We start from the raw sequence: 23,768 nt of genomic DNA on the forward strand, positions 1-23,768 counted from the left end.
GAAAATTCAAACTTTTAAAAAAGTAGAAATAATGAAAAAATTAATTTTAGGATTCTTATTAATCTTTGGAATCTCAAGCACACTCTTTGCTGAAGTAGATTTCATTGCTCTTGCAATTAATGGAGAGTTTAACGAACAAAGTGCAGGTGTAAAGGTCTTAAATGATGAGGAGATGAGCCAAGTTGTAGGCGGGGCGACATTGGATAGAGGAGATGGATATGCAACTGGCTTATATAATTATGGTTCAGTCAATAATGGTGGCACAAGGGTATCTTATACTATTTATTATAAATTGTATGAAGATGTCAGAAATGAACTTTTACCGCTCAATGTAGATAATGGGAGCGGACAATATATTCCTGTCATCTCTGCGACTTTAAACCATTTGTCCAATCAAGTGAGTATTTCTATTATTGGTATGAATCAATATAATCCTGTCTATACAAGACCGGCGGATAGATATTATACAAATAAAATATTAGAAAAAGATGGTCAAAAGCTATACAATCAAGCAAATAGTATTATTAGAAGTTATAGTGCAAACTTTTGGAATCTAAATAGAGATAAATATAGATATTAATTTTTTAATATAAGGATTAATTATATGAACTCTATCACTCAAAATACCAAAATTTCTTATAATAATCTTTTTGTAAATAGAGGCTCAAAATCCGATTCCATAGAGCAAAGCAATTTTGAATTGCCAAGTGATGAAAAAATTTTGCAAGAAGTGAGAGACTTTATTTATCGCCCAGAAAAAAAATATAGACTATTCATCATTTGATGGGTGTAAAATTATTACTATGTTCCATACCGATTCTACTAGGGATTTTATGCAAGAGTTGGAAATAAGAGAAAAACAAATTGCAATGCCAACTCAAGAGGAATACAAAAAAGCAGAGGAGTTTTTAGATAGACAAATGGATAAGCTAATGGCAGAAGTTGCAAAAGAAAATTATGATTTAATTCCTCTTTTGACGAAGTTTTGTAAAATGGGAGAATCGCTAACGCAAGAGGAGGAGAATTTAATAGGCGAGAGGGATTTAGTAGCATTTCTTTATACTATGAATGCTTATAGCGAGAAAGACACTAGAAAAGGGCTAAGAGAATTGCTTGAGGGAGAATATAGCTTTGATTACGAAAATGCGCAAACTATGGCTGTAAATTATGATTCAGTCAAACAAGATAAAAATGGCGTGGTGTTTTTTAGTTGTATTGTTAATAGGCTCTCGCCCACGCAAAGAGAGGAGATTATAGAAGCCATAGCTAAAGTTAGAGTATATGAGGAGGCAAACGGATTCCAAGTCGCAAATGTGTTTTTCAAACGCAATCCAGAAACAGGAGAGATTGATTTTTCCTTTGTAGATACAAAAACAAATATTCAAACAGAACCCTTAATCCTAAGATATTCTAACCTTGTCTTTGAATCTGTGCTAGAAATGCTAGAAGGCAAAGAGAAAGCAGAAACGCTTTCCACAGATTCCATAATGCAAACCTTACTTAAAGAATCTAAGGAAAATAAGAATAATCAAGGAGAATAAGGATACAATTACAATCTATAAAAATATTTCATCTTAATTCAAGGATTCTCTTGCGCATTCTTATCCTTGTGCTTTGTTGCATTCATTTAGCTTTTGGCTTTTGCGTTCAATCCCTCCAAGAGCTCCACAATCAAAATGTAATCCGACAGCAGTTTGAGGAATCTTGCGGAGCTTCCGCTCTTGCCACACTTTTAAATCTTTTTGGAATCAAACAATATCAAGAACAAGAGATTTTAAATGTATTAAACCAAAAAACAGATATGTTAAGCTTCCAAGAACTGCAAAAAGCAGCCACTATTTTGGGATATGATACAAAGGGATTCCAACTCTCAAGAGAGATTTTACAACGCACCGCTTATCCTCTGCTTGTCCGAATAGAAAATGACCCTAGATTTCCTCATTTTGTAGTGATTGTAAATTTTAAAGGAGATTTTCTTAAAGTCTTTGACCCAAATTTCGGAGAATATATTAGCACTAAGAAAGAATTTTATTCTATTTGGGATAGGAATCACACAGGAGGCTATGCGCTTGTAGTTACAAACAAAGAAAATTCCAAATCTCTCTTGCAAGATTTAAAGTTTCCTAGCGAAGTGTTTTTTGGTAAATGATGAAGTAAAAAGCCTTTATATTTGAATCGTCTTGATTGCGCTTAGATATGTTATAATTTGAGAATTTTTAAGGAGAGTGCAATGGACGAGGATTTTATAAAACCTGAAGAAGAAGATTTTTTAAACAAACCAGACGCCGATGCGGTCTTGCAAAAAGTGTGCTTGAATATTGATTTGAATAACGGCACAATCAAGGAGCAAAAATATGGTAAATCCTCTGTTCTTTTGGAGACAAGCAGCAAAATGGTGGTGGATAAGCAAGGATTAATCCATTCGGGAAATTTGTTTTCTAGTGCTGCTTATTGTGCGTTATTGGCGGTGAATAATCCAAATGGAATCGTGATTGGCGCAGAGGTGAAGTTTCTAGCACCTATTGAATTAGGCAATGAAGTCTTGTTTCGCGGAGAAACCTTGCAAGAGGATACGAAAAAGCGCGAAGTCAAGGTAGAAGGGTTTGTGCTAGATATTAAGATTTTTGACGCGATGTTTTATATTGCAGTGTTTGATAAGCATGTTTTGAGTTTGCATATTACCAAAGAAATGGAAAAGAAAATGGGCTAAACCCAAACAAAGAATCGCAAACTTAAGGAAATGCAATGAGAGTGGATTTACATAATCATACAAGCCTGTGCAATCACGCAGTTGGCACAATGGAAGAATATGTCTTGCAAGCCATTAAAGAAAAAATTGATGTTTTTGGGTTTTCTTGCCACAATCCTATGGCTTTTGATTCGCAATATCGTATGGATTTTGAGGATTTGCCCTTTTATTTTGGTGAAATTGCGCGGCTAAAAGAGAAATATAAAGGACAAATTGAGATTCTAACCGCCCTAGAAATTGATTTTTTGCCCCCTTTTCCCGATGAAAAAATATTTTCTCTGCCGCTAGATTATAGAATCGGAGCAGTGCATTTTCTAGGCGATTGGGGGTTTGACAATCCCGAGTTTATTCGGGAATATTCCAAACGCGATATTAATGATTGTTGGAATGAATATTTTAAAGCCACAGAAATGCTAGCAAAAAGCGGAAAGTTTGATATTTTGGCGCATATGGATTTACTCAAAGTTTTTAATTATCGTCCGACAAAAGACTTGCGCACACAAATAGAATCCGCGCTCAAAGCTGTAAAAAAGGCAAATATGTGCATAGAGCTAAATGCTGCGGGATTCCGCAAGGAAGTCAAGGAACAATATCCGAGTGAGGAAATTTTGCAAATGGCGTATTCTTTGGAGATTCCAATTAGTTTTGGAAGTGATGCCCACGCAGTAGAGCAAATCGGCTTTAAATATTCAGAGTTGGTATTGCTTGCCAAGCAAGTAGGTTATACAAAGTGCGCCCTCTATCGCGACAGAGAGCGGGAGTTGGTAGAATTTTAGTTTGAAAATTTAAGCAAACTCAATAAAAATTAAGTAAAATTGCGCTAAATTCTCATCTCTTTTTACTTTAATAATAGCTTTTAAGTTTGGAGACTTATGGAGGGTATATGTCGCTGGTGGGCATCGTGGGCTTCAAACCCATTTGAGTGGATAGGTGTCTATTTGCTGGGGAGTTCGATTCTCTCACCCTCTCGCCACTTTTTAAGATATTTTAAGGAATTACTATCAAGACGAATTTTTTTAAAACCCCATTGGCACAATTTTTAAAGAACAAAACTTCCTATCAAATACGTATTGCTTCTCTCTTGCTAATATTTGGAATCTTGACAATTTTAGGTATTTTAGAGCCTTTTAGATTTTTAAAGCCGCTTGCTCAAATTCAATTTTGGCTCTTTGGGTATTTGGGCTATATTTGGCTTTTTGTTGCGGCATTTTTTGTTTATCAAGCAAAAGATTCTTTTGACTTTAAAAACAACCGATTTTTAGAAAAAACGCTTGGTGTTATCATCGGAGTTTTTGCACTCCTTGTATTGCAAGGCTTGTTTTTTGCGCACGCTGGGATTTTGGGCGTTGCGTTTAATAGTGTGCTTTCGCCGCTTATTACACATTTGGGCGTTTTTGTATTGGTTTTACTTTGCTTTGCCTTTAGCATTGTTTTGTATAGCGGCAAGTCCCCTAAAGAATTGGGAAAAATATTTGTGCAAGACTTGAAAGAGGATTTAAAGCAGAGTCAAGTGCCAACAGAAAAAATTATCAAAAACAAAAAGAATCTTAAAAATCTCGCTTCAAAAATCAAAGCATTTTTTACGCCACCAAGTCAAATAGACAAAAAGGATTCTAAACATTCCATTTTTTCTGTTTCTCCACAAGAGCAGGACACTCAAAATACGCAAAATAATCCAACACAAGAAACCTCCAAGCATTCTTCTTTGTTTTTTACAAAAGCCCCTTCCACTCCTCGCGCATTAACCTTAGAGGAATTGATTGAACAGAGCAAAAACAATCCACCTCCTCCTAAAAATACAGCTTTTAACTTTCAAGACGATACTGAAGAAGAATCTCAAGAAATGCAAGAGACATCAGAAAGCGAATTGCACGAGAATTTTAGTAAAGAGCAATCTTTTGAGACTGAAATTGATGAGTTAAGGCAGAATGTAGAGTTGCCAACAAGAGAAGACAATCCTTTAGAAAATTATTCTAAAGAACAAAATGAGATTCCACAAATTCGCATTGTGAGTTCAAAAGAAGCCGAACAGCAAGGTTTTAACGCAATGCAGTTTCAGTTGGAATCTATGGCGAGTTTAGAAAACTTCAAACGTTTTGAAAAAAGCCATTTCTATCCAGAGGAAGAACCTAAAGAAGAAGTGATAAGGCTTATTAAAAAAGAGGAATGCGCAAATACGCAAAATCAGGTTTTACAAACACTCACACCGACTTTCGCCCAAAGAGAAACAACGCTAGATGTTATGGAAGAATCGCAAGATTTTTCTGCACCGCAAGGCAATCTTGTTGCACAAGATTCTACACCTACGGAAGCAACCAAACCAAAGCCCATTAAGGTGTATCCTAAAAATCTTTATGCTGCAACACCTTTTAGCGCGTATTATGATAAAGAGCCAGTTGGCACACAGGATTATCTCGTGCAAAAGAGTCTCCACAATGGAGATTCTTTTCAAGATTTGCCGCATAGTAAAGAATCGCAATCCGATACTACGCCTAGCACGATTTTTTATTATGACAAAATCAAAAGCACACACCCTATCAAGCCCGAAGAAATCCAACAGATTTCTCAAGAGTTGCAAGCAAGTGAAAATCCACAAAACGTGAATGAAAATGCAATGCCTCCACAAACAGAACCCGCCGCGCTCAATCATATCATTAAACAAGTGATTCAGGAATTTATGGAATCTCAAAGTCCCTCCAATGCACCTGTTTCTAATCAAAGTTCGGAGTCTGCGCAAGAAACAGCAAAAGAAAATGCAGAATCCCTCAAGCCGCAGCTTCAAGAAAACCAAGAAAATAATGTTGTTTTGGATTCCGCAAGACAAGATTTTCAGCCAACAGAATCTCTAGAGGATTTGGAGAAATCTCAAGGAATCTATGAGGTAATTGAGAAAATGCAAGACGCTAAGGAAGTGTTGAATTATACGCCAACCTTTACAGCAAATCCTCTCCCAACTTATGGCTATCGTTTTGATAAGGAAGCAGAGAAAACCTTAGAGGTAGAATCGCAAGCGCAAATCATTCCTCCTTTGCAGGCAGTGCCTTCTCCCAAAGTGGAATCCACTTCCGAAGTGATTAGCTTGTTTAATGCCCCTAAAACCAACAAAGAAGCGCAAAATAATAAAGAGGAGCAAAAGGAATCTTTTGAAGCACAATCCTCTCAAGCAGAATCTTGCACGCCCTTTGTGCAGGCTGCTCCCTTAGAATCTCCACAGCGAACAAAGGATTCTGAATTATCAAGGAAGCTAGTTTCAGAAAACAAGGAGACTTTAAGCACATTAGAAGTCGCCGACACGCCACAGATTACAGAATCGCAAGATTTTGTTTTGCCTAAATTAGAATTTTTGCAAGCCCCAAAAGAGGAGCGCATTGAGATTGATGAGGGAGAGATTGACCGAAAAATCAATGATTTGTTAAGTAAATTGCGAATGTTTAAGATTGAAGGGGATATTGTTAGGACTTATTCTGGACCCATTGTTACGACTTTTGAGTTTCGTCCAAGTCCAAATGTCAAAGTTTCGCGCATTTTGACTTTGCAAGATGATTTGGCAATGGCATTGCGCGCGAAAACGATTCGGATTCAAGCACCCGTGCCAGGAAAAGATGTCGTGGGAATTGAGATTCCAAACAATCAGATTGAAACAATCTATTTGCGAGAGATTTTAGAAAATGATTTGTTTGCAAACTCCACTTCGCCTTTGACGCTTGCTTTGGGCAAAGACATTGTGGGAAATCCCTTTGTAACAGACCTTAAAAAACTTCCCCATTTGCTGATTGCAGGGACGACAGGAAGTGGTAAAAGCGTAGGGATTAATGCGATGATTTTATCCTTGCTTTATAGAAACTCTCCTGCACAACTGAAGCTTATTATGATTGACCCAAAAATGTTAGAGTTTAGTATTTATAATGATATTCCACACTTGCTAACTCCTGTTATCACGCAACCCAAAAAGGCAATTATTGCTTTGGATAACACCGTAAAAGAAATGGAACGAAGATATACGCTAATGAGTGAAGCAAGGATTAAGAACATTGAGGGTTACAATCAAAAAGCTGAAATTGAAGGTTTTGAGCCTTTTCCTTACATCGTAGTGATTATTGATGAATTAGCGGATTTGATGATGAGCGGAGGTAAGGAGGCAGAGGTTTCTATTTCGCGTCTGGCTCAAATGGCAAGAGCAAGCGGAATCCATTTGATTGTCGCGACACAGCGTCCAAGCGTAGATGTGGTAACAGGATTAATTAAAGCCAATTTGCCCTCACGCATTAGTTACAAAGTGGGACAAAAAATTGATTCTAAAGTGATTTTGGATAGTTTTGGTGCAGAATCTTTGCTTGGACGAGGAGATATGCTTTTCACGCCACCGGGCGGTGGAATCGTGCGTTTGCACGCTCCTTGGAGTACAGAAACAGAGATTGAAAAAATCGTAGAATTTATCAAATCCCAATGCCCTCCGCAATACGATGAAAACTTTATGCCTAGCGAAGATGAAATTTTGGGCTTGCGCGTAGAGGGCGAAACAGATGAGCTTTATGAGGAAGCCAAACGCATTATTTTAAGCGATGGCAAAACCTCTATTAGTTATATTCAGCGGAGACTTGGGATTGGATATAATAAGGCAGCAAATATTATTGAACAAATGCAGGCGCGAGGGTTTTTGAGCGAACCTAATTCAAAAGGGGTGCGTGAAATCTTGGGTAATTAATTTCGTGTAGATTTTATAATTTAAAGTTGTAGTTTAAGACAAGTTTTGATAGAATAAAAAACTACACAAATTAAATTCGGAGCATACAAAGAAATGAATTCAACTCTAAAAGTCCAAAGCATTGATAGTGCAAATGCAGTTGCACAAGCCACGATTCCTGTGGATAGATTAAATCAAAAATTAGACAAAATAACAAAAGCTGCTAGTAAAAATCTCAAAATTGATGGATTTCGTAAGGGGCATGTGCCAGCAAGTGCAGTGAAGCAACGTTATGGCAAACAACTAGAAGAAGATGCGCAAAGAGAATGCGTGCAAGACCTTTTGCAGGATATTTTAAAGGAATTAAAAGTAGAGGCAAATGCGCTGATTGGTGACCCGCGTATTACGAAATTTGACAAAAAAGAGGAGGGGATTGAGCTTGAGATAGAAGTGAGCCTAACCCCAAGCATTTCCCTTGATAAAGTGGAGGATTGCATTCCAGAAGTTAAGATTCCAGAAGTTACAGGAGAGGATATTACGAAGAGGCTTGAGGAAATTGCAAGTGCTAGAGCACCTCTTGTGGGAATTGAAGATGGCAGACGCAAGCTAAAAGATGGAGAATATGCAAAAATCAACTTTGAAGGCTTTATAGAGGGTGAGGCTTTTGAAGGTGGCAAAGCAGAGAATTACTTATTGCAAATCGGCAGCAAATCTTTTATTGAGGGCTTTGAGGAGCAATTAATCGGTATGAAAAAAGGCGAAGAAAAAGAAATCAATGTAACTTTTCCAGAAAATTATCAGGCTAAGCACTTAGCAGGGAAACCCGCAGTTTTTAAAGTAAAATTGCTAGAGATTCAAACAAAAGGAAAGATTGAAGTTGATGACAATTTTGCTAAGACGCTTTTGCCAGATGAAAAAGATGCAAATGTTGAGACCTTGAAAGAAAAAATCAAAATTCAACTCCAAAATGAGAAAAAGCAAGAGCTTTATAATAATAAATTAAAAGAAATTCTGATTGAGAATCTAAATAAAAATATTGTATTTGATTTGCCAAAATCTATTGTGCATCAAGAAATGGATTTGCTTTTTAGAAATAGCTTGATGTCTTTATCTCAAGAGGAACAGCAAAAGCTTGCAAAAGAGCCTGAAACACTTAAAGCCAAACGCGAAGAGCAAAGAGAAAATGCAGAAAAAAGTGTGCGCGTAACTTTTATTATTGATGCTATTGCAAAACGAGATAAAATAGAGATTCCAGACAATGAAGTGATTAATACTATTTATTATGAAGCAATGGCAATGCGCCAAGACCCAAAAGCGATTTTTGAATATTACAAAAATAATAATTTAATCCCAGCGGTAAAAATGGCAATGCTAGAGGATAGGGTGCTTACTGCTTTGTTAGACAAGAGGGCATAATGAGTTATTATGTGCCAACGGTCATAGAAAAATCGGGACGCGGGGAACGCGCGTATGATATTTATTCTAGGCTTTTAAAAGATAGAATTATTTTGTTGAGCGGGCAAATTGATGATGGTGTAGCTTCTTCTATTGTTGCGCAACTCTTATTTTTGGAGGCTGAAGATCCAGAAAAAGATATTTATCTGTATATTAATTCGCCCGGTGGAGTGGTAACAAGTGGCTTAAGCATTTATGATACAATGAATTATGTTAAACCCGATATTAGCACGATTTGTATTGGTCAAGCAGCAAGTATGGGAGCGTTTTTGCTAAGTTGCGGAACAAAGGGCAAACGTTATTCTCTCCCTAATTCTCGCATTATGATTCATCAGCCTTTGGGAGGAGCGCAAGGACAAGCCACAGAAATTGAAATTCAAGCGAAAGAGATTTTGCGTTTAAAGGCTAGTTTAAACGAAATCTTGGCAGCTAACACTAATCAACCATTAGAAAAAATTGCCAAAGATACGGATAGGGACTTTTATTTAAGCGCTCGTGAAGCGCAAGAATATGGATTGATTGACAATGTTTTAACTAAAAGCCTAAAGTAAAGGGGGTAAGTCCATGAAAGACGATTTTGATTCGTTTGAAGGTTTGCAAAGTTTTGAAACAGAGGGTATAGAGGAGGCTTCAGCCAATAACGCATCATCTTTTTCATCGTTTGGATTAGATTCTGATTCCACACCCGGAGAATCTGTGAATACGGGTTCAGCGGAATCTAATACATTAGAGGATTATGGGGCGCAGATTATCCGCACATTAAGCGCAAATGGTATTGCCCCAACACCTTATAATTATAGAATCTATTTTGAAAAATTACTTGAAGATAAAACACAACAATTCAAAGATAATGCGACACAATTTATTAGCCTTGATTTGACGCCTACGGAAAGACAAGCTTTGCTAGAAGACAAGGTTTTAAGGGCTAAAAACCATATGGTTAATACCTTGCAACAGGTTGGCACAGCTTATAAGAATCTCCAACTTTTACAAAATATCCTCAAAAAACACGAAAGTGAAGTAAGCGCAACCAATAATGCGATTGCTTTGCAAAATATTATCACCGTTTTTGAAAAAGAATTGAAATCCTTAGGTGAGACAACAAAAGTGCAGCTTCAGAACATCAAAGTCTCTTATGATAGAAGTATGCAAGCAATTGAAAGTATCGCAAACAATATTATTTGTGATGAGAAATATGGGCTTTATAATCGTAATTTCTTGGATATTAGACTGCTTGCCGAATTGGAATCTATCCACGCAGAAAACCATAAATCCTCATTAATTTTGATTCAAATTACCAAAAGTCTTGCACGACGCATTACTTCAGATAAGAGTTCCATACTTATTAATCGTGCGATTTCTAAAATTTTGCAAAAAATCGCAAATAAGAGTGATGTGCTTGCTTATTGTGGTTCAGAAGTTTTTGGAATCTTGCTTAGTCATAGTGATAGAGAAGCGGCGAAGCGATTCGCGAATCGTTTGATTGAAAAAGTCTCCACCACGAATATTTTTTTAGGGGAAGAGGAAATTTCTCTTAGTGTTTGCACGGGAATTGCTGAAATTAATGGAAGTTCTAAGAGTAAAGATGTTTTCAAAAATGCCTTAGAAGCTTTGAAAAAAGCTTCTAGTAGCAATGTTTCCTTTGTCGTAGCGGGAGAAGGGAAGGAGAAAAAGCATTAATGCTTGAGGTTATCACTTATCCTAATTCAATTTTACGACAGATTTCAAAACCTGTAGAATCTTTTGATCCAGAACTCCACACGCTTTTAGATGAGATGTATGAAATTATGCTTGCTAAAAATGGCGTTGGAATCTCCGCAATTCAGGTTGCCAAGCCCATTCGTGCTTTATTGATTTGTATCCCAGATGAAGAAGGAAACCAACATAAAGAGGATTTGCTAGAAGTCATCAACCCCGAAATTATAGAAAAAGATGGAGAAATTGTATTTAGCGAAGGTTGTTTGAGTGTGCCAGAGTTTTATGAGGACATTAAGCGTGCCAATACGATTAAAGTCGTTTATCAAGATAGATTTGGCAAACCGCAAGAAATTGTTGCACAAGATTATCTAGCCGTTGCTTTTCAGCACGAGATTGACCACTTAAATGGTGTTTTGTTTATTGATAAACTCTCTATTGTCAAGCGTAAAAAGTTTGAAAAAGGTTTGAAGCAAAAGCATAAATTTTAGAATCTTATGAGTGCGATTTGGCTTGATAGTTATCCAAAAGCTTGATACAAATTGTCAAAAAGATTCCTTCCAAAAGGGCTGCAAGAATAAAAGCATAATATTCGTGTGTATCAATTGCATTGAATTGCAAACCAAGTTGTGCCGTTGCGACAAGAAAAGTTAAAGGCATAGAATGGCTAAAGGCAAATAAGATAGTTCGTTTCATATCCCCAAAGTATTTTCTATATGCAATAAAAGCTCCCAATAAGCGCAAAATGACCATAATAAGAATAATGCTCAATGTAAGTGAAAAGAGTTGTTGATTTTGCACGATAAGATTCAAATCCAATGTAGAGCCGACAAAAATAAAAAACAAAGGAATAAAGAATCCAAAACCAAAATCATTTAATTTGTCTATCAAGCCCTTATGGTGATGAAAATAAGTTGCCAAAATCATACCTGCCAAAAATGCTCCAAGCACGCGTTCTAATCCTAGAATTTGCGAGATTCCAATCAGAATCAAAAACAACATTGCGCTAAAGCGAATGTCTTGATTTTTGCTTGCATCTTTTGGAATCAGAAAAAATTTCAAAGTAGGAAACCACCAAAACAGAATATCGGCAATCTTAAACATACCCACAATGACGCTTAAAAAAACAAACAAAACAAGCAATGTCCGATACAATTCCCAGTTTAATCCATAAGAATACGCGCCATTGAGCACCACAAGTACCACAATACTAATCAGCTCCCCCAAGATTCCAACATTTAAAGCAAGTTGTAACCAAGGCGTATTTTTAGGATATTCTTTGAGCAATGCCATAATCATACCCAAACTCATTACAGGCAAGGCGGCAATGTAAAACTTAGATAACCCAGTATTAAGCACATACAAGCAAGCTACGCCATAGAGAATTAAGAAATATAAAAAAGCAGATTTTAGGAAGTCTATTCCGAGTTTTGTAAAGGTTTTTAAATCCACTTCTAAACCGCATAGGAACATCAAAAATAAAAAGCCAATGTGTGCAATAAAGCTTAGGGATTCGGAATGTGAAAAAAGCCCAAAATGAAAAGCAAGCGCACCAAGTAGAATCTCTGTAACCACAAGAGGCAAGCGTAAAAGCGAGCTAAGAAAGGGTGCAATAACAATCAAAACAGCAATAATACCAAAAGTAATAATGTTTTCCATAATAGGGCTTAAACTCCAAAATTAAAAGTATAACTTACTTTAGGGTAAATTGCCATAAATCTGTGGTAAAATGCGCCCCAAAACAATTTTATTTAGGAATCTTAAACAATGATTCAAGATTTTTTTGCCCCGCTTTTGGAATCTTTGCCTAGTGATAGAGAGCGTAAATGTGAGATTTTGTCGCAAGAGTGCATTTTGCAAAGTGGATTCCATCATTTTGATTGGACTGCAAGCGGGCTAGCGGCAAAGTGCGTAGAATCGCGAATGAACAAGATTTTGCCTTTTTATGCCAATACGCATTCCGAGAGCAATTCCCACGCAGAGTTAATCAGCTCCTTGTATGAAGAGGCGAGAGAAAAGCTAAAGCAAATCTTCAAACTAGATTCTAGTTTTGCTTTAATCTCTTGTGGCTTTGGCTCAACTGCTGCAATCAAAAAGCTTCAAGAACTCTTAGGGATTTATATTCCGCCCAAAACAAAGCAGATTTTGGGGGTGGATTCCTTGCGTGATAAATCCTCTTTTCCGCTCGTGATTGTCGGACCTTATGAACATCATAGCAATGAGTTAAGTTTCAGAGAGGGATTGTGCGAAGTTGTGCGTATAGGATTGAATGCGCAAGGACTGATGGATTTGGAGGCTTTAAAAGAGGTTTTAAGCGCAAATGCTGGGCGTAAAATCATCGGCTCTTTTGCGCTGGGTTCTAATGTAAGTGGAATCTTGGCACCCTTTGCGGAAATTTCTCATCTGATTCGTTCCTTTGGTGGAATCGTATGTTTTGATTGTGCGACTACCTCGCCTTATTTGGATATTCCACCAAGCTTTTATGATGTGGCTTTTCTTTCTCCTCATAAACTTTTGGGAGGAGTTGGTGGAAGTGGAATCTTAATCATTTCTCGCGCCTTGATTGATAAGACTTTGCCACCAACTTTTTGTGGTGGGGGTATTGTCGGTTATGTTTCTCGCACAAGCGCACAATATTATGCGCAAGAGCAAAGGCGAGAGGAGGCAGGAACGCCCGGTATTTTAGAGTTTTTACGAAGCTATTTTGGCTATGCTTTGCGAGAAGAGATTGGGCAAGAATGGATACAAAGCGCAAAGATTCCCTATATCCGCATATTGCGGGAATTTTTAGAAAATGAACCTAAGATAATAACTTATGGTAATTTAGAACATAATGCTTTGGGTATTTTTTCGTTTAATATTTGTGGAATCTCACCCTTTGAAGTCTCACTTCAATTATCCAAAGAATATGGGATTCTTACCCGCGCAGGTTGTGCTTGTGCTGGACCTTATGGGCACGATTTGTTGGGATTGGAGGATAATGCCTTTTTTGTTCAAAAACCCGGCTGGGTGCGCCTTAATGTGCATTATACCCATACGCAAGAGGAAATCAATCGGCTTTTAGAGGCGTTAAAGCAAATCATTGGTTTGAAAGCAAAATGAAAAGATTTCTTTCGTTTCTTTTGTGGGTTTTTATTGGAGTGCTAGGGCAGTTTTTGGGGTGGTTTTTCCTTGATAATCCTGATTTTGCGCTTCAAATTGTGAATCAATTTCTTGCCTTACTCATTGCGATGAGAGTTTTATCAAAGATTTGCTTAAAGGCTTAGAGTCTCGTAAGGAAACTCCCACATTATCCTTGCTAGAAACGAATATAACAAGAGCCAAAGCAAACCATAGTCTAAAGTCTTGCCTTTAAGATTCTATTGTAGGAGGATTGGATAAAATACAAGCTTAAATTTTTAATCAAAGGACAAAAATGGAAAGACGAACTCTTTTTAAGTTGGCAGGAATAGGTGCTTTGGGCTGCTTACCGCTTCTTGCGGAAAACAAATCCCAAAACACCAAGCAAAGTCAAACACATCAGAAAAAAAGAGAATTTTCTGTAACTTTCAAGCATAATATTTTGGAATCTGGAAAATGTAAGCTTTGGATTCCGCTTCCGCAATCCACGCCTTATCAGTTTTTGACTAGCAATCTTGCGTTGAGCGGGAATTACACCAACGCATATATTAGTAATACACAGATTCCAACACTTTTTGCAGAATTTGACAAAGTCAAAAGTCCAAATTTGGAAATCAAGTTTGATATTACGACTTATGAGCGCACAACAGATTTTAAAGAAGTGCAGGCAAAATTTAACAAAAACGCTAAGATTCCACAAGAGGTTAAGCCTTATTTGGCGGCAACTGAACATATCCAAACCGATGGAATCGTCAAATCAACAGCAAAAGAAATCTTGAAAAATGCCAAAGTGCAAAATGCAAATGATTGCCAAAAAGCAAAAGCCATTTTTGAATGGGTTGCGACAAATATGCAACGCGATGAAAGTATTTTGGGTTGTGGCATAGGCGACGCAAAAGCGATTTTGGAATCTAAAAAGTTGTATGGCAAATGCACAGATATTAGCTCGGTTTTTGTCGCACTTTGTAGAAGCGTTGGGATTCCTGCAAGGGAGATTTTCGGGATTCGGCTTGGGCAATCAAGATTTTCTAATGCAATGGGAAGTGCGAAAGATAAAGTTGCAAATATCACCGGTGGGCAACACTGCCGCGCGGAATTTTATGTGCGAGGTTATGGCTGGATTCCTTGCGACCCGGGTGATGTTGCAAAAGTCAAATTGAGCGAAAAGCTAGAAAACGATAGTCCTAAGATTCAAAATTTGCGCGAATATCTCTTTGGAAGTTGGGAAATGTGCTGGTTGGGCTACAACACCGCAAGAGACTTTATCCTAACGCCTACACCTGCGGAAACACCGCTAAATAACTTTGGTTATCCTTATGGCGAGGTGGAGGAAAATGTGCTAGATTATTATGATGCAAAAGGCTTTTCTTATTCTTATATTTCTGTTGAAAAATAATGAAAGCTAAATTGGGCTTAATTCTTTCACTTTGTGTGGGGGTGGTGGCAAGTATTTGTTGCTTGCCCGCACTCTTTTTTCTACTTTTTGGATTCTCGTTTGGAATTGCGGGCGTGGAGTTTCTCGCTCCTTATCGCTTGATTTTCAGCGTATTGTCTTGCTTGTGTTTTACCTTATATTTGTATTTTGGAATCTTAAAATGCGATTGTGCAAAAACTTGCAAAAGGAAAAAAGGCATAAGTGGCTTTCTTTGGCTATTGGTTTTGCTTTGCATTTTGTTTTATCCAGAGATTTTAGGTTGGGTTTATGAATAAAGCTTTGTTTTTATTGTTATTGTGTGGCGGATTGATGTTTGGAGGAGAATATAAAATTTATGTGGAGGGTATGCACTGCCCTCTTTGCACGGCAATGGTGAGAAAAGCACTCTTAAAAGTGGAAGGAGTTACGAGTGCAAAAGCTTCGCTAAAAGATAAAATTGCAAAAGTAGAATGCAGGGACGATATTCCAAAAGAAAAACTCCTAGAAGCTGTTGCAACGACGGGTTATGGCGGAGTGTTTGTTGATTGAAATCCAGCCATTGCGTTCTTGGAAGCGCAGTGAAGCAATCCAAAGGAAAAAATCTCGTCCTTTAGATTCCATTGTAAAATTTTCGCGCGCCTGCATTTAGGGTTTTATTTACAGCTCTATAAGGCTTATGCATTGTTTAATCTTAGAATCCTTATTTACAAGAAGTTTTACAAGAGCAGCGGCGTAAGTCGCGTAAGAAACCTTGCTTTCACCCTTTGCATTGATTTTAAATTCCTCGCCTATTAACTCATAATTTTGCGCTTCACCCTCATAAAAGACTGCTGCTGGACTGATATAAAGCCATTTGAGATTACTTTTGCGCAAAAACTCTAGCACCGCTGCGGTCGCCTCTGCTACTCCCATATATTCTTTAGGAAAGTCTGGCGTATCCATAAATCTTGTCGTGTGTGCGCTTCCATATACAAGCTTCCCGCGTCGCCTACCACAATGAGCTTTGCTTCATTGCCTTGCAAAATGGAGTTTAAATGCTCAATATGTTTTAAATGTAAAGACAAATCTTGCCACTCCCCAAACGCATCAACAATCACATCAAAGCCCTGCAAATCAGCACTTGTAAGTTTAAAAATATCTTTGATAACGCAATGAACCCTCTCATCAAACTGTGCTTTGCTCCTCACAAACGCACTCACCTCAAACCCTGCATTCACTGCCTCTTGCACGATTGCACTTCCTGCCCTGCCTTTTGCGGCTAAAACTGCTATTTTCATTATGTCTCCTTTAAGTCTTAAATTGTGAAATATAAAATTTCAACTTCGTAATTTTATAAAACCTAGTATTCAAAATTAAGTAAGCACTTTTTTACTATATAGTATTATTTTTTATACTATTATGTAAAATAGGAATATTTATACCTTAATTTTTTGAAAATTTTAGAATCTCATCATTAAAAGACAATAAATCTATGGATAAAAAATCAAACTTACAAGAATAATTGCGACGATAGAATGGAAATTTTGGTATGAAATTTGCTTATTATTAAAAAGTAATGGAGTGGAAAATTTGTAAGGAACAAAGAGTAAGGATAATAATGCTGACTTTTGATTCTTTTACAAGTTGCAATTCTCAAGATTATCGCAATTTCATCTCGAATCCTAAAACACTAAAATCCCCCCATATCCCCGTAAATCAAAATACAATGGATTGGATTTTACAAACTTTGCTTTTTCATTCGCCCTCTATCCACAATGCAAATCTTAAGATTCCAAGTGCTTACTCGCATTCTAAAAATCAAGAATCTAGTTTAAACAAAGAAAGGATTTTGCAAGAAATTTCTAAATTTAGCCAATTTTATCGCCGTATTCAATGTATAAATCATTCAAAATTCCTAATAAAGCAAGGCGAATTTCTAAGACAAATAGAGAAAAAAATCAAGCATTATGCGTATTTGTCTATCGCACAGCAAGAAGCAAAAGAGGCACAAGATTTTGTTTATTTGCAAATGAATAAGCAAATGTTGCAACTCCACAAAGAGAATCCAAAACTCTTAAAAGAGACGATGGACAAAGTTTATCAATTCTACGCAGAAAAAGAAAGTTTCAACAAGCCTTTGTTTTTGGATTCTAAAGAATCAAGAATTGTAGAGATTCTATCAGAATACGGCATTCAAGCAGAATCTAAGGATTTGGAAAATCTCTTTATAAATTATTTATCCACTCTGCCAAAAATTCTCAAGGATTCTACTAAAAATGGTGAAATAGAGACGCAATGCCTAAAAGAAATAGAACAAAACATTAATGCCTTTAGGATTCATCAAGTAGAGCTTATGGGATTTGGTTTTTTTGCTCCTCTTGCGGAAAAACTTTGGCAAAAAGAGCAAGAAATCATAGCGGATTCTATCGCAAAGGCATTGTCGTTTTATTTACAGCCCAATTCTATGGAAAAGGGCGGATATAAAATCTCGTGGCAGCCTCCACAGCCAAAGATTTTGGATTATGATTTGCTTCCCTCACTTCTTAAAAACGCAGAAAATGCGGAAATAAAGATTGAATTTCAAGTGTTAATCGTATTCCCTACGAGATTCCAAAATCAATTTTAAATCTCAAATCTTTTAAGCCCTTTTTTCTATACGACTTGCTTCACCAATGAGCTTGAGATTTTGTCCGTGGAAATCCAATGATTTTTGCATTTGATAGCTACAATGTGCAATTATGTTGCTTTGTATGTCAGAATCTCCATTTGCAGATTTTTCATAAACCTGCAAAACAACTTGTGTCGTGCCATCTTCTAGCACTTCCTCTCTATAAGCATAAACAAAATTTTGTGTTATCAGGGTAAAGCCAAAGATATTAGGCGTCTCCTCATCAAAATATTCTTGATAAACCATTCCATTTTCTAGGGTGATTTTGCCGTCCTCTCCGCCGCTTTGAATATGCCAATAGGTTTGGATAATATTCGCGTGTTCAAAAATCAGATTTTTCTCTCTCGTGCTTAAATCCGCTTCAAATGTAGAGAAAAACGCATTAATCCAAGCCACTCCTTCTTGTACTGCTGCCTTGAAGTTGCTTGCACTTTCCCATACCGCTTGAGCGCGGTCTAAGAACAAATCACTTTTTTCATTGATAGTGTGGGGAAGCAAACTCGCAAGCATTTCTGCTTTGTTTGTAAGCTCATTTTTTAGGGTTTGCATAGTAGAATCCAAGCAAACAAATTGTTCTTGAATGCCTAAGAGCAAATGCAATTTAGGGTTGTTTGGGTCTTTTGTTGTCGCATACGATTCCTCTAACTTCTCGTTCATTAGTTCGCTGATGACAGAGATACTGCGCGGATAGGAAAGGGGATTGAGTTCTTCTGAAGTGAGCTTTGCTTTGTCTAGGGATTTTAAAAACTCGCTAGAGTGTGAGAAGGCAAAAAGCTTTAAATCTTGTGTTGGAGTTTGGGATTCAAAACCCAAAGCCAAAGAGAGATTCAAAGCAATTTTGTTTAGGGATAAAAGATTTTTCTTGAGAGGAGGTTTGCGATTCTGTGGGGCTAGCGAGTGTGAAAAGCGCGTCAAAATTGCTCACAGATTCTACCTTAGAGGTGCTTTGATTAGGGTTTTGGACGACTTTTTGTAAGGTAGCAAAAGGGGAATTTTGAGGAAAATTTTGGCTTAAAAGCATAGGAATCCTTCGCATTGTTTTTTAAAAGTAAGCAAAAAACATTCCATTGCGTCCTTGCGAACGTAGCAAAGCAATCTAAAAGAAAGAATTTTATTTTCTAGGATTCCATTCTCTAAACGAGGCTTTGTAATGATGAAATATGTGTGTTTGATTGTGAATTTGCACTAAAGCGTGCGTTGTGTGAGCTCTCATCTATATTTGCACAACCGCTTCGCGGTGCGCCACGAATCGCAAGTGATTCTCACGAGGACGAAATTATGCTACGATTCTCACAGAATCTCACAATATATAAATCATTCTTCCAATGCGTAGGCTTTGAATTTCTCTCCCCTTTCCTTATAGGAGCTAAATTGGTCTAAACTCGCCGCAGCGGGAGAGAGTAATGCGACATAATTTCGCTCTTTAAGACTTTGTGTCGCAAAAACCTCCTTGATTTGGCGCACAGCAACTTCTAAAGTATGGCAGGCATAGCAGGGAGTATTTACGGATTTTGCGAGCGTGCAAAGCTTGTTCGTATTGCTACCAATCGCAAAAATTTCAATCTGATATTGCGAAATAAGCTCAAAAAGAGGGGTTAAATCCGCTCCTTTGTCATCCCCGCCAAGAATCAATAATATTTTGAACTCCCGATAGCATTTAATGGCTTCCATTGTCGCGTCTAGATTCGTTCCTTTACTATCATCTACCCAAAGATTCCCTGCCTTGTCGTAAAATTCCTCCATTTTGTGCGCACCGATTTTAAAGGAGTTTAAAAGTGTGTAATCTTGAGTAGAAAACAGAATCTCACTCGCACTCATTGCAAGCGTGGCGTCCAACAAAAAAGGCTCTTTAAAAGCAATCGCACTTAAATTGAGGTGAAAAATATTTGCTAAATCCTGCGAATCTTGATAAAAGATAAGATTTGCAAGGGATTGCTTGCAAAATGAATGCGATTCCAAACTTTTGGGTAGAATCGCAACTTCTTTTTCTCTTAAAGATAAAATGGGTTTGAGTTTGTCTGCGATATAGTTTTCATAGCCTCCGTGCCAGCTAATATGGTCTTGCGTAATGGGTAAAAGCAAATATAAAATAGGTTTGGCAATCTGCGTATAATGCAGGGTAAAAGAGCTAGTTTCTAGTATCCAAAAGGGCGCATTCGTGTCAAGCTTTGCCAAAGGCGTGCCAATATTGCCTCCGCTTTGCGCACCAAAAGATTGTAGCAAATGTGTAAGCATTTGCGTGGTAGTGGTTTTGCCATTTGTGCCACTAATCCACACAGAGGGAGGCATTGTGGGAGCAAAAAAGTCATATTCGCTTAAAAGTCGTGCTTTGGGGTGTGTTGCGACAAAATCCAATGCGGTTACAATCATCGCATTGCTAGGTGGAATCCCGGGACTTGTGATAATGGAAGCTTCGGGATTCTGTGCCAAAACTTCGCTTAGGCTTTCGCTTGGGAGCAAGAGATTGCCCCAAGCGTCTTGACTTTTTTGTGTGAAACTATCATCTAGTGCGATACAAGGTGCAAAAGATTCTGCAATCGCGCGATTCGTCCCCCCAAATCCTAAAAGTATCAACATTAATTTACCTTATTTTCAAAGTTAAAAGAGCAATGAGATTGCTCATCAGTGCGACAATCCAGAATCGCACAATGATTTTACTTTCGCTTAAGCCCTTTTCCTCAAAGTGATGGTGTAAGGGTGCCATTAAAAAAATCTTTTTGCCACGCGTTTTGTAGCTTCCAATCTGTAAAATTACCGATAGTGCTTCCACAACGAAAATAAACCCAATAAGGAAAAGCAGAATCTCGTTTTTGGAGACAATCGCCATATAAGCAATAAAACCACCCAAACTTAAAGAGCCACTATCTCCCATAAAGACTTGCGCAGGGTGGCAGTTATACCAAAGAAACCCAATCAATGCGCCAATGAGTGCAGAGGAAAGAATCACGAGCTCACTGCTATCTAAGACTTTGGGATAAAGCAAATAAGCACTCAAACCCGAATGTCCCGCGACATAGACAAACACACTAAGTGAAGTTAGTGCATAAATAGACGGAATCGCGACAAGCCCATCTAGCCCGTCCGTGAGATTGACTGCATTGCTCGTAGCAATAAAAACAAGTGTCCAAAACAGGATTCCAAGAAGATTCCAATCAAACAAAGGATTCTTGAAGAAAGGTAAATAAAATTCCGAATTTAAGCCCACTAGATACAATCCGCACGAGAGGATAAGACTAATGACAATCTGTAACAAAAACTTAGTTTTCGCACTCATTCCGGCGTTTTTGCGTTGCATTATTTTAGAATAATCATCGCTAATGCCGAGCATTGCGAAGCAAAGTAAGGTTGCGATTCCAAGCAAGATGTAGATATGATTGAGTTTGGCACAAAGCAGAGTTGCAAGCAAGGTTGTGCAGACAAATACGATTCCGCCCATTGTGGGAGTATTGATTTTTTGTTGGTGGTTTTTGGGGGCAAATTCTGAAATCGGTTGAAATGCGTGTTTGTTTGCCCATAAAATATAATAAGGCATTGCAAAGATTGTGAGCAAAAGAGCTACAAAAAACGCAATCGCAGAGCGCACGGTAATATATTGAAAAAGATTGATGTCAAACAAAGAATAAAGATAATATAACATAAGCCCAAACTTAACTAGATGAAATTTTAAGAAAAATTAGGTAGGATTCTACCTAAAATAACTTTAAAATTTGGGAAAATCTATAATGAAAGCTGTTTTGGTTATCACAGACGGAATCGGGTATAGTAAAAAGCAAGAATATAACGCATTTTTTGCGGCGAAAAAGCCAACTTATGACAAATTGTTTCAAGAAGTTCCCTTTGGAATGATTCATACTTATGGATTGTCTGTTGGTTTGCCAGAGGGGCAAATGGGAAATTCTGAAGTGGGACATATGAGCTTAGGTAGCGGGAGGATTCTCTATCAAGATTTAGTCAAAATCAACAAGGCAATCCAAGACAATACTTTAATGCAAAATCCCGCTCTAAATTGTCTTAAAAATTGCAAGCGCGTGCATTTGGTCGGATTGTTAAGTGATGGCGGTGTGCATTCGCATATTCAGCATATTTTAGCCCTTGCGTTGGGGTTAGAATCGCAATATGAAGTGTTGTTGCATTTGATTACCGATGGGCGTGATGTGCCACCCAAAAGCGCACCAAAGTTTGTGCGTGAGGTAGAATCGCAAATGGAGGGCAAAAGGATTCGGATTGCAAGTCTTAGCGGACGCTATTATGCAATGGATAGAGACAATCGTTGGGAGCGCGTAGAAAAGGCTTATAATGTTATTGCGCTAGGCGAAAATGCGCAGACGCTTACCCCGCAAGAATATTTACAATCGCAATTTAGAGAGGGCATTTTTGATGAATTTATCTTGCCTGCAAGTTTTTGTGAGGGCTTCACAAAGGAATCTCCTAATAAAATTCAAGCAGGCGATGGTTTGATTTTTATTAATTTCCGAAGTGATAGGGCGCGAGAAATCGTCAATGCGCTAGGAAATGCGGATTTTAACGCATTTATGCGCAAAAGTTTTGTAGAGATTCCGCTTGTTACAATGACGCCCTATGATAAATCTTTCTCCTTTCCGATTCTTTTTCCCAAAGAAAATGTCCAAAATACTCTAGCTGAAGTGATTTCTAATCATCATTTACGACAATTCCATACCGCAGAAACCGAAAAATACGCCCATGTAACTTTCTTTTTTAATGGCGGGATTGAAGAGCCTTATCCCAATGAAACGCGTTTGCTTGTGCCCTCGCCAAAGGTTGCGACTTATGATTTGCAGCCAGAAATGAGTGCTAAGGAAGTAGGTAATGCCGTTTTAATGGCAATGGAAGAGGGATATGATTTTGTTGTAGTGAATTTTGCCAATGGCGATATGGTAGGACATACAGGGAATTATGAAGCGGCGATTGCCGCAGTAGAAGCGGTAGATAAGGAGCTAGGTAGAATCTGTTCAAAAGCAAAGGAAAAGGATTATGGATTAATTATTACGAGCGACCACGGAAATTGTGAAGAAATGAAAGACGAAAAGGGCGAACCTTTGACAAATCACACGATTGGCGATGTGTGGTGCTTTGTAATGGCAGAAGGAGTAGAATCCGTGCAAAATGGTGGATTAAACAATATTGCGCCGAGTATTTTAAAACTTATGGAAATTGCGATTCCAGAGGAAATGGATAAGCCACTTTTTTAAGGAATTGCTTGCGTTTAAACAAAATTATAAAAATTAATCGTATAATTACAAGCAATATTTAACTTACTTCAAGGTTTTAGAATGACACAAGAGGAATTGGATTCACTATTGGGTAGCGATATGGACGATATTGCACAAGGAGGTCAAGAGCAAGAGGAAGAGAATCAAGAGGAATCTTTAGAAAATTCTACTTTGGAAGACCCGACGATTAAAAGCGAAGCAAAAGCAGATGATTTTTCTATTGAGCAAGATGTAAGTTGGCCCCCACCTCCACCAACAGCAGAACATAAGGTAGTGCATCAATTAGATGATGTAACGCGAGATTCGGAAATCAAAGCCACAGAGATGTTTGATAAGCTAGAAAAAATCAATAACCTAGATGCAGACATTGAGGACGCGTTTGGCGAGATTCAACAATTCATTACTTCTCAAGAGGAGCTTTTACAAAAACTCCACGCCAAATTTCCGGATTTTCATACTTTTAATGAGCAGTTAGAGGCAGCAACCAAAGTCAAAACAAATGTGCAAAAGGTATCCGATTGTTTGCAAGAAATCTCAAATATTTCACTAGAAGCAATGGAAGCTATGCAGTATCAAGACATTCATCGTCAAAAAATTGAACGCGTCATCAACATTATGCGTGCGCTCGCAAGATATATGAGTTCGCTCTTTGAGGGTAAAATTGACGATAGCAAACGTGTAAGCTCCGCAGTGCATATTCAAGGAGATAAGACAGAAAATGTTGTCAATGAAAATGATATTGAAGCTTTGATTGCAAATTTTGGCAAGTAATG

Annotated in this window: 25 protein-coding genes, 1 tRNA gene and 1 pseudogene; 20 read left to right on the forward strand and 7 right to left on the reverse strand. The window is 37.7% G+C overall.

What is annotated here, in order from left to right:
* The 12 genes and pseudogenes from K2N75_RS03435 to def form a co-directional block, all read left to right on the forward strand.
* Window positions 1-580, forward strand: a pseudogene (locus K2N75_RS03435) (hypothetical protein); the annotation flags it as partial.
* A 24-nt stretch (window positions 581-604) separates the two neighbouring features.
* Window positions 605-784, forward strand: coding sequence for a hypothetical protein (locus tag K2N75_RS03440; RefSeq protein ID WP_297679599.1), 180 nt, complete (start codon window positions 605-607; stop codon window positions 782-784).
* A gap of 49 nt (window positions 785-833) precedes the next feature.
* Window positions 834-1,541, forward strand: a complete 708-nt coding sequence (locus K2N75_RS03445; RefSeq protein ID WP_297679600.1) for a hypothetical protein — start codon at window positions 834-836, stop codon at window positions 1,539-1,541.
* A gap of 50 nt (window positions 1,542-1,591) precedes the next feature.
* Window positions 1,592-2,149, forward strand: a complete 558-nt coding sequence (locus K2N75_RS03450) for a cysteine peptidase family C39 domain-containing protein (RefSeq protein WP_297679601.1) — start codon at window positions 1,592-1,594, stop codon at window positions 2,147-2,149.
* 81 nt (window positions 2,150-2,230) lie between these two features.
* Window positions 2,231-2,710 (forward strand): hypothetical protein, encoded by a 480-nt coding sequence (locus tag K2N75_RS03455; protein WP_297679602.1) that lies wholly within the window; start codon window positions 2,231-2,233, stop codon window positions 2,708-2,710.
* A 35-nt stretch (window positions 2,711-2,745) separates the two neighbouring features.
* The gene (locus K2N75_RS03460) at window positions 2,746-3,525 is read left to right on the forward strand and encodes a histidinol-phosphatase (protein WP_297679603.1); all 780 of its coding nucleotides are present in this window, start codon (window positions 2,746-2,748) and stop codon (window positions 3,523-3,525) included.
* Window positions 3,526-3,623: 98 nt separating this feature from the next.
* A tRNA-Sec gene (locus tag K2N75_RS03465) sits at window positions 3,624-3,722 on the forward strand.
* Window positions 3,723-4,817: 1,095 nt separating this feature from the next.
* Window positions 4,818-7,454: a DNA translocase FtsK gene (locus tag K2N75_RS03470; RefSeq protein WP_297679653.1), complete on the forward strand. Its 2,637-nt coding sequence runs from the start codon at window positions 4,818-4,820 to the stop codon at window positions 7,452-7,454.
* 93 nt (window positions 7,455-7,547) lie between these two features.
* Complete coding sequence (gene tig / locus K2N75_RS03475; protein WP_297679604.1) at window positions 7,548-8,849, forward strand: trigger factor; 1,302 nt, start codon at window positions 7,548-7,550, stop codon at window positions 8,847-8,849.
* Window positions 8,849-9,439 (forward strand): ATP-dependent Clp endopeptidase proteolytic subunit ClpP, encoded by a 591-nt coding sequence (clpP, locus tag K2N75_RS03480; protein ID WP_297679605.1) that lies wholly within the window; start codon window positions 8,849-8,851, stop codon window positions 9,437-9,439. Before tig ends, clpP begins: the two co-directional genes overlap by 1 nt.
* A gap of 13 nt (window positions 9,440-9,452) precedes the next feature.
* Entirely contained in the window at window positions 9,453-10,568 is a 1,116-nt protein-coding gene (locus K2N75_RS03485) for a diguanylate cyclase (RefSeq protein ID WP_297679606.1), read from the forward strand.
* Complete coding sequence (gene def / locus K2N75_RS03490; protein WP_297679607.1) at window positions 10,568-11,074, forward strand: peptide deformylase; 507 nt, start codon at window positions 10,568-10,570, stop codon at window positions 11,072-11,074. Before K2N75_RS03485 ends, def begins: the two co-directional genes overlap by 1 nt.
* A 4-nt stretch (window positions 11,075-11,078) precedes the next feature.
* Here the strand turns inward: def and K2N75_RS03495 are convergent, their stop codons facing one another.
* On the reverse strand, window positions 11,079-12,242 hold the full coding sequence (locus tag K2N75_RS03495) for a cation:proton antiporter (protein WP_297679608.1): 1,164 nt from the start codon (window positions 12,240-12,242) through the stop codon (window positions 11,079-11,081).
* A 108-nt stretch (window positions 12,243-12,350) separates the two neighbouring features.
* Here K2N75_RS03495 and K2N75_RS03500 point away from each other — a divergent pair, with 108 nt between their 5' ends.
* The 4 genes from K2N75_RS03500 to K2N75_RS03515 all read left to right on the forward strand — a co-directional run bounded on the left by K2N75_RS03500 (window position 12,351) and on the right by K2N75_RS03515 (window position 15,666).
* On the forward strand, window positions 12,351-13,685 hold the full coding sequence (locus tag K2N75_RS03500; protein ID WP_297679609.1) for an aminotransferase class V-fold PLP-dependent enzyme: 1,335 nt from the start codon (window positions 12,351-12,353) through the stop codon (window positions 13,683-13,685).
* 313 nt (window positions 13,686-13,998) lie between these two features.
* Window positions 13,999-15,099 carry a transglutaminase domain-containing protein gene (locus tag K2N75_RS03505; RefSeq protein WP_297679610.1) on the forward strand — a complete coding sequence of 367 codons (1,101 nt, stop codon included), beginning with the start codon at window positions 13,999-14,001 and terminating at the stop codon, window positions 15,097-15,099.
* Window positions 15,099-15,413, forward strand: a complete 315-nt coding sequence (locus tag K2N75_RS03510) for an aryl sulfotransferase (RefSeq protein ID WP_297679611.1) — start codon at window positions 15,099-15,101, stop codon at window positions 15,411-15,413. Before K2N75_RS03505 ends, K2N75_RS03510 begins: the two co-directional genes overlap by 1 nt.
* The gene (locus tag K2N75_RS03515; protein WP_297679612.1) at window positions 15,406-15,666 is read left to right on the forward strand and encodes a cation transporter; all 261 of its coding nucleotides are present in this window, start codon (window positions 15,406-15,408) and stop codon (window positions 15,664-15,666) included. Before K2N75_RS03510 ends, K2N75_RS03515 begins: the two co-directional genes overlap by 8 nt.
* 108 nt (window positions 15,667-15,774) lie before the next feature.
* Here K2N75_RS03515 and K2N75_RS03520 read toward each other — a convergent pair whose 3' ends face one another.
* Together K2N75_RS03520 and K2N75_RS03525 are read right to left on the reverse strand one after the other, a co-directional pair.
* Window positions 15,775-16,029 carry a hypothetical protein gene (locus tag K2N75_RS03520; RefSeq protein WP_297679613.1) on the reverse strand — a complete coding sequence of 85 codons (255 nt, stop codon included), beginning with the start codon at window positions 16,027-16,029 and terminating at the stop codon, window positions 15,775-15,777.
* A complete protein-coding gene (locus K2N75_RS03525; RefSeq protein ID WP_297679614.1) occupies window positions 16,020-16,394 on the reverse strand; it encodes an NAD(P)H-binding protein in 375 nt (124 codons plus the stop codon). The genes K2N75_RS03520 and K2N75_RS03525 overlap by 10 nt, the downstream gene beginning before the upstream one ends.
* A 320-nt stretch (window positions 16,395-16,714) precedes the next feature.
* Between K2N75_RS03525 and K2N75_RS03530 the strand changes: the two genes are divergently transcribed.
* On the forward strand, window positions 16,715-17,722 hold the full coding sequence (locus K2N75_RS03530; protein ID WP_297679615.1) for a hypothetical protein: 1,008 nt from the start codon (window positions 16,715-16,717) through the stop codon (window positions 17,720-17,722).
* A 12-nt stretch (window positions 17,723-17,734) separates the two neighbouring features.
* On the opposite strand, the gene K2N75_RS03535 is transcribed toward K2N75_RS03530, so the two are convergent.
* Window positions 17,735-18,583, reverse strand: coding sequence for a hypothetical protein (locus K2N75_RS03535; RefSeq protein WP_297679616.1), 849 nt, complete (start codon window positions 18,581-18,583; stop codon window positions 17,735-17,737).
* A complete protein-coding gene (locus K2N75_RS03540; RefSeq protein ID WP_297679617.1) occupies window positions 18,567-18,785 on the reverse strand; it encodes a hypothetical protein in 219 nt (72 codons plus the stop codon). The genes K2N75_RS03535 and K2N75_RS03540 overlap by 17 nt, the downstream gene beginning before the upstream one ends.
* A 180-nt stretch (window positions 18,786-18,965) precedes the next feature.
* On the opposite strand from K2N75_RS03540, the gene K2N75_RS03545 reads away from it, so the two are divergent.
* Window positions 18,966-19,097 carry a hypothetical protein gene (locus K2N75_RS03545; protein WP_297679618.1) on the forward strand — a complete coding sequence of 44 codons (132 nt, stop codon included), beginning with the start codon at window positions 18,966-18,968 and terminating at the stop codon, window positions 19,095-19,097.
* Here K2N75_RS03545 and murD read toward each other — a convergent pair.
* Both murD and mraY read right to left on the reverse strand, forming a co-directional pair.
* Window positions 19,079-20,341 carry a UDP-N-acetylmuramoyl-L-alanine--D-glutamate ligase gene (gene murD / locus K2N75_RS03550; protein ID WP_297679619.1) on the reverse strand — a complete coding sequence of 421 codons (1,263 nt, stop codon included), beginning with the start codon at window positions 20,339-20,341 and terminating at the stop codon, window positions 19,079-19,081. The two genes, K2N75_RS03545 and murD, sit on opposite strands and share 19 nt — an antisense overlap.
* 4 nt (window positions 20,342-20,345) lie before the next feature.
* Complete coding sequence (mraY, locus tag K2N75_RS03555) at window positions 20,346-21,401, reverse strand: phospho-N-acetylmuramoyl-pentapeptide-transferase (protein WP_297679620.1); 1,056 nt, start codon at window positions 21,399-21,401, stop codon at window positions 20,346-20,348.
* Window positions 21,402-21,486: 85 nt separating this feature from the next.
* Between mraY and gpmI the strand changes: the two genes are divergently transcribed.
* Both gpmI and K2N75_RS03565 read left to right on the forward strand, forming a co-directional pair.
* On the forward strand, window positions 21,487-22,974 hold the full coding sequence (gene gpmI / locus K2N75_RS03560) for a 2,3-bisphosphoglycerate-independent phosphoglycerate mutase (RefSeq protein WP_297679621.1): 1,488 nt from the start codon (window positions 21,487-21,489) through the stop codon (window positions 22,972-22,974).
* A gap of 81 nt (window positions 22,975-23,055) precedes the next feature.
* The gene (locus tag K2N75_RS03565) at window positions 23,056-23,766 is read left to right on the forward strand and encodes a chemotaxis protein (protein ID WP_297679622.1); all 711 of its coding nucleotides are present in this window, start codon (window positions 23,056-23,058) and stop codon (window positions 23,764-23,766) included.
* The last annotated feature ends 2 nt before the right edge of the window (window positions 23,767-23,768 follow it).

Source organism: Helicobacter sp. (assembly GCF_029067145.1).
GTDB lineage: Bacteria > Campylobacterota > Campylobacteria > Campylobacterales > Helicobacteraceae > Helicobacter_D.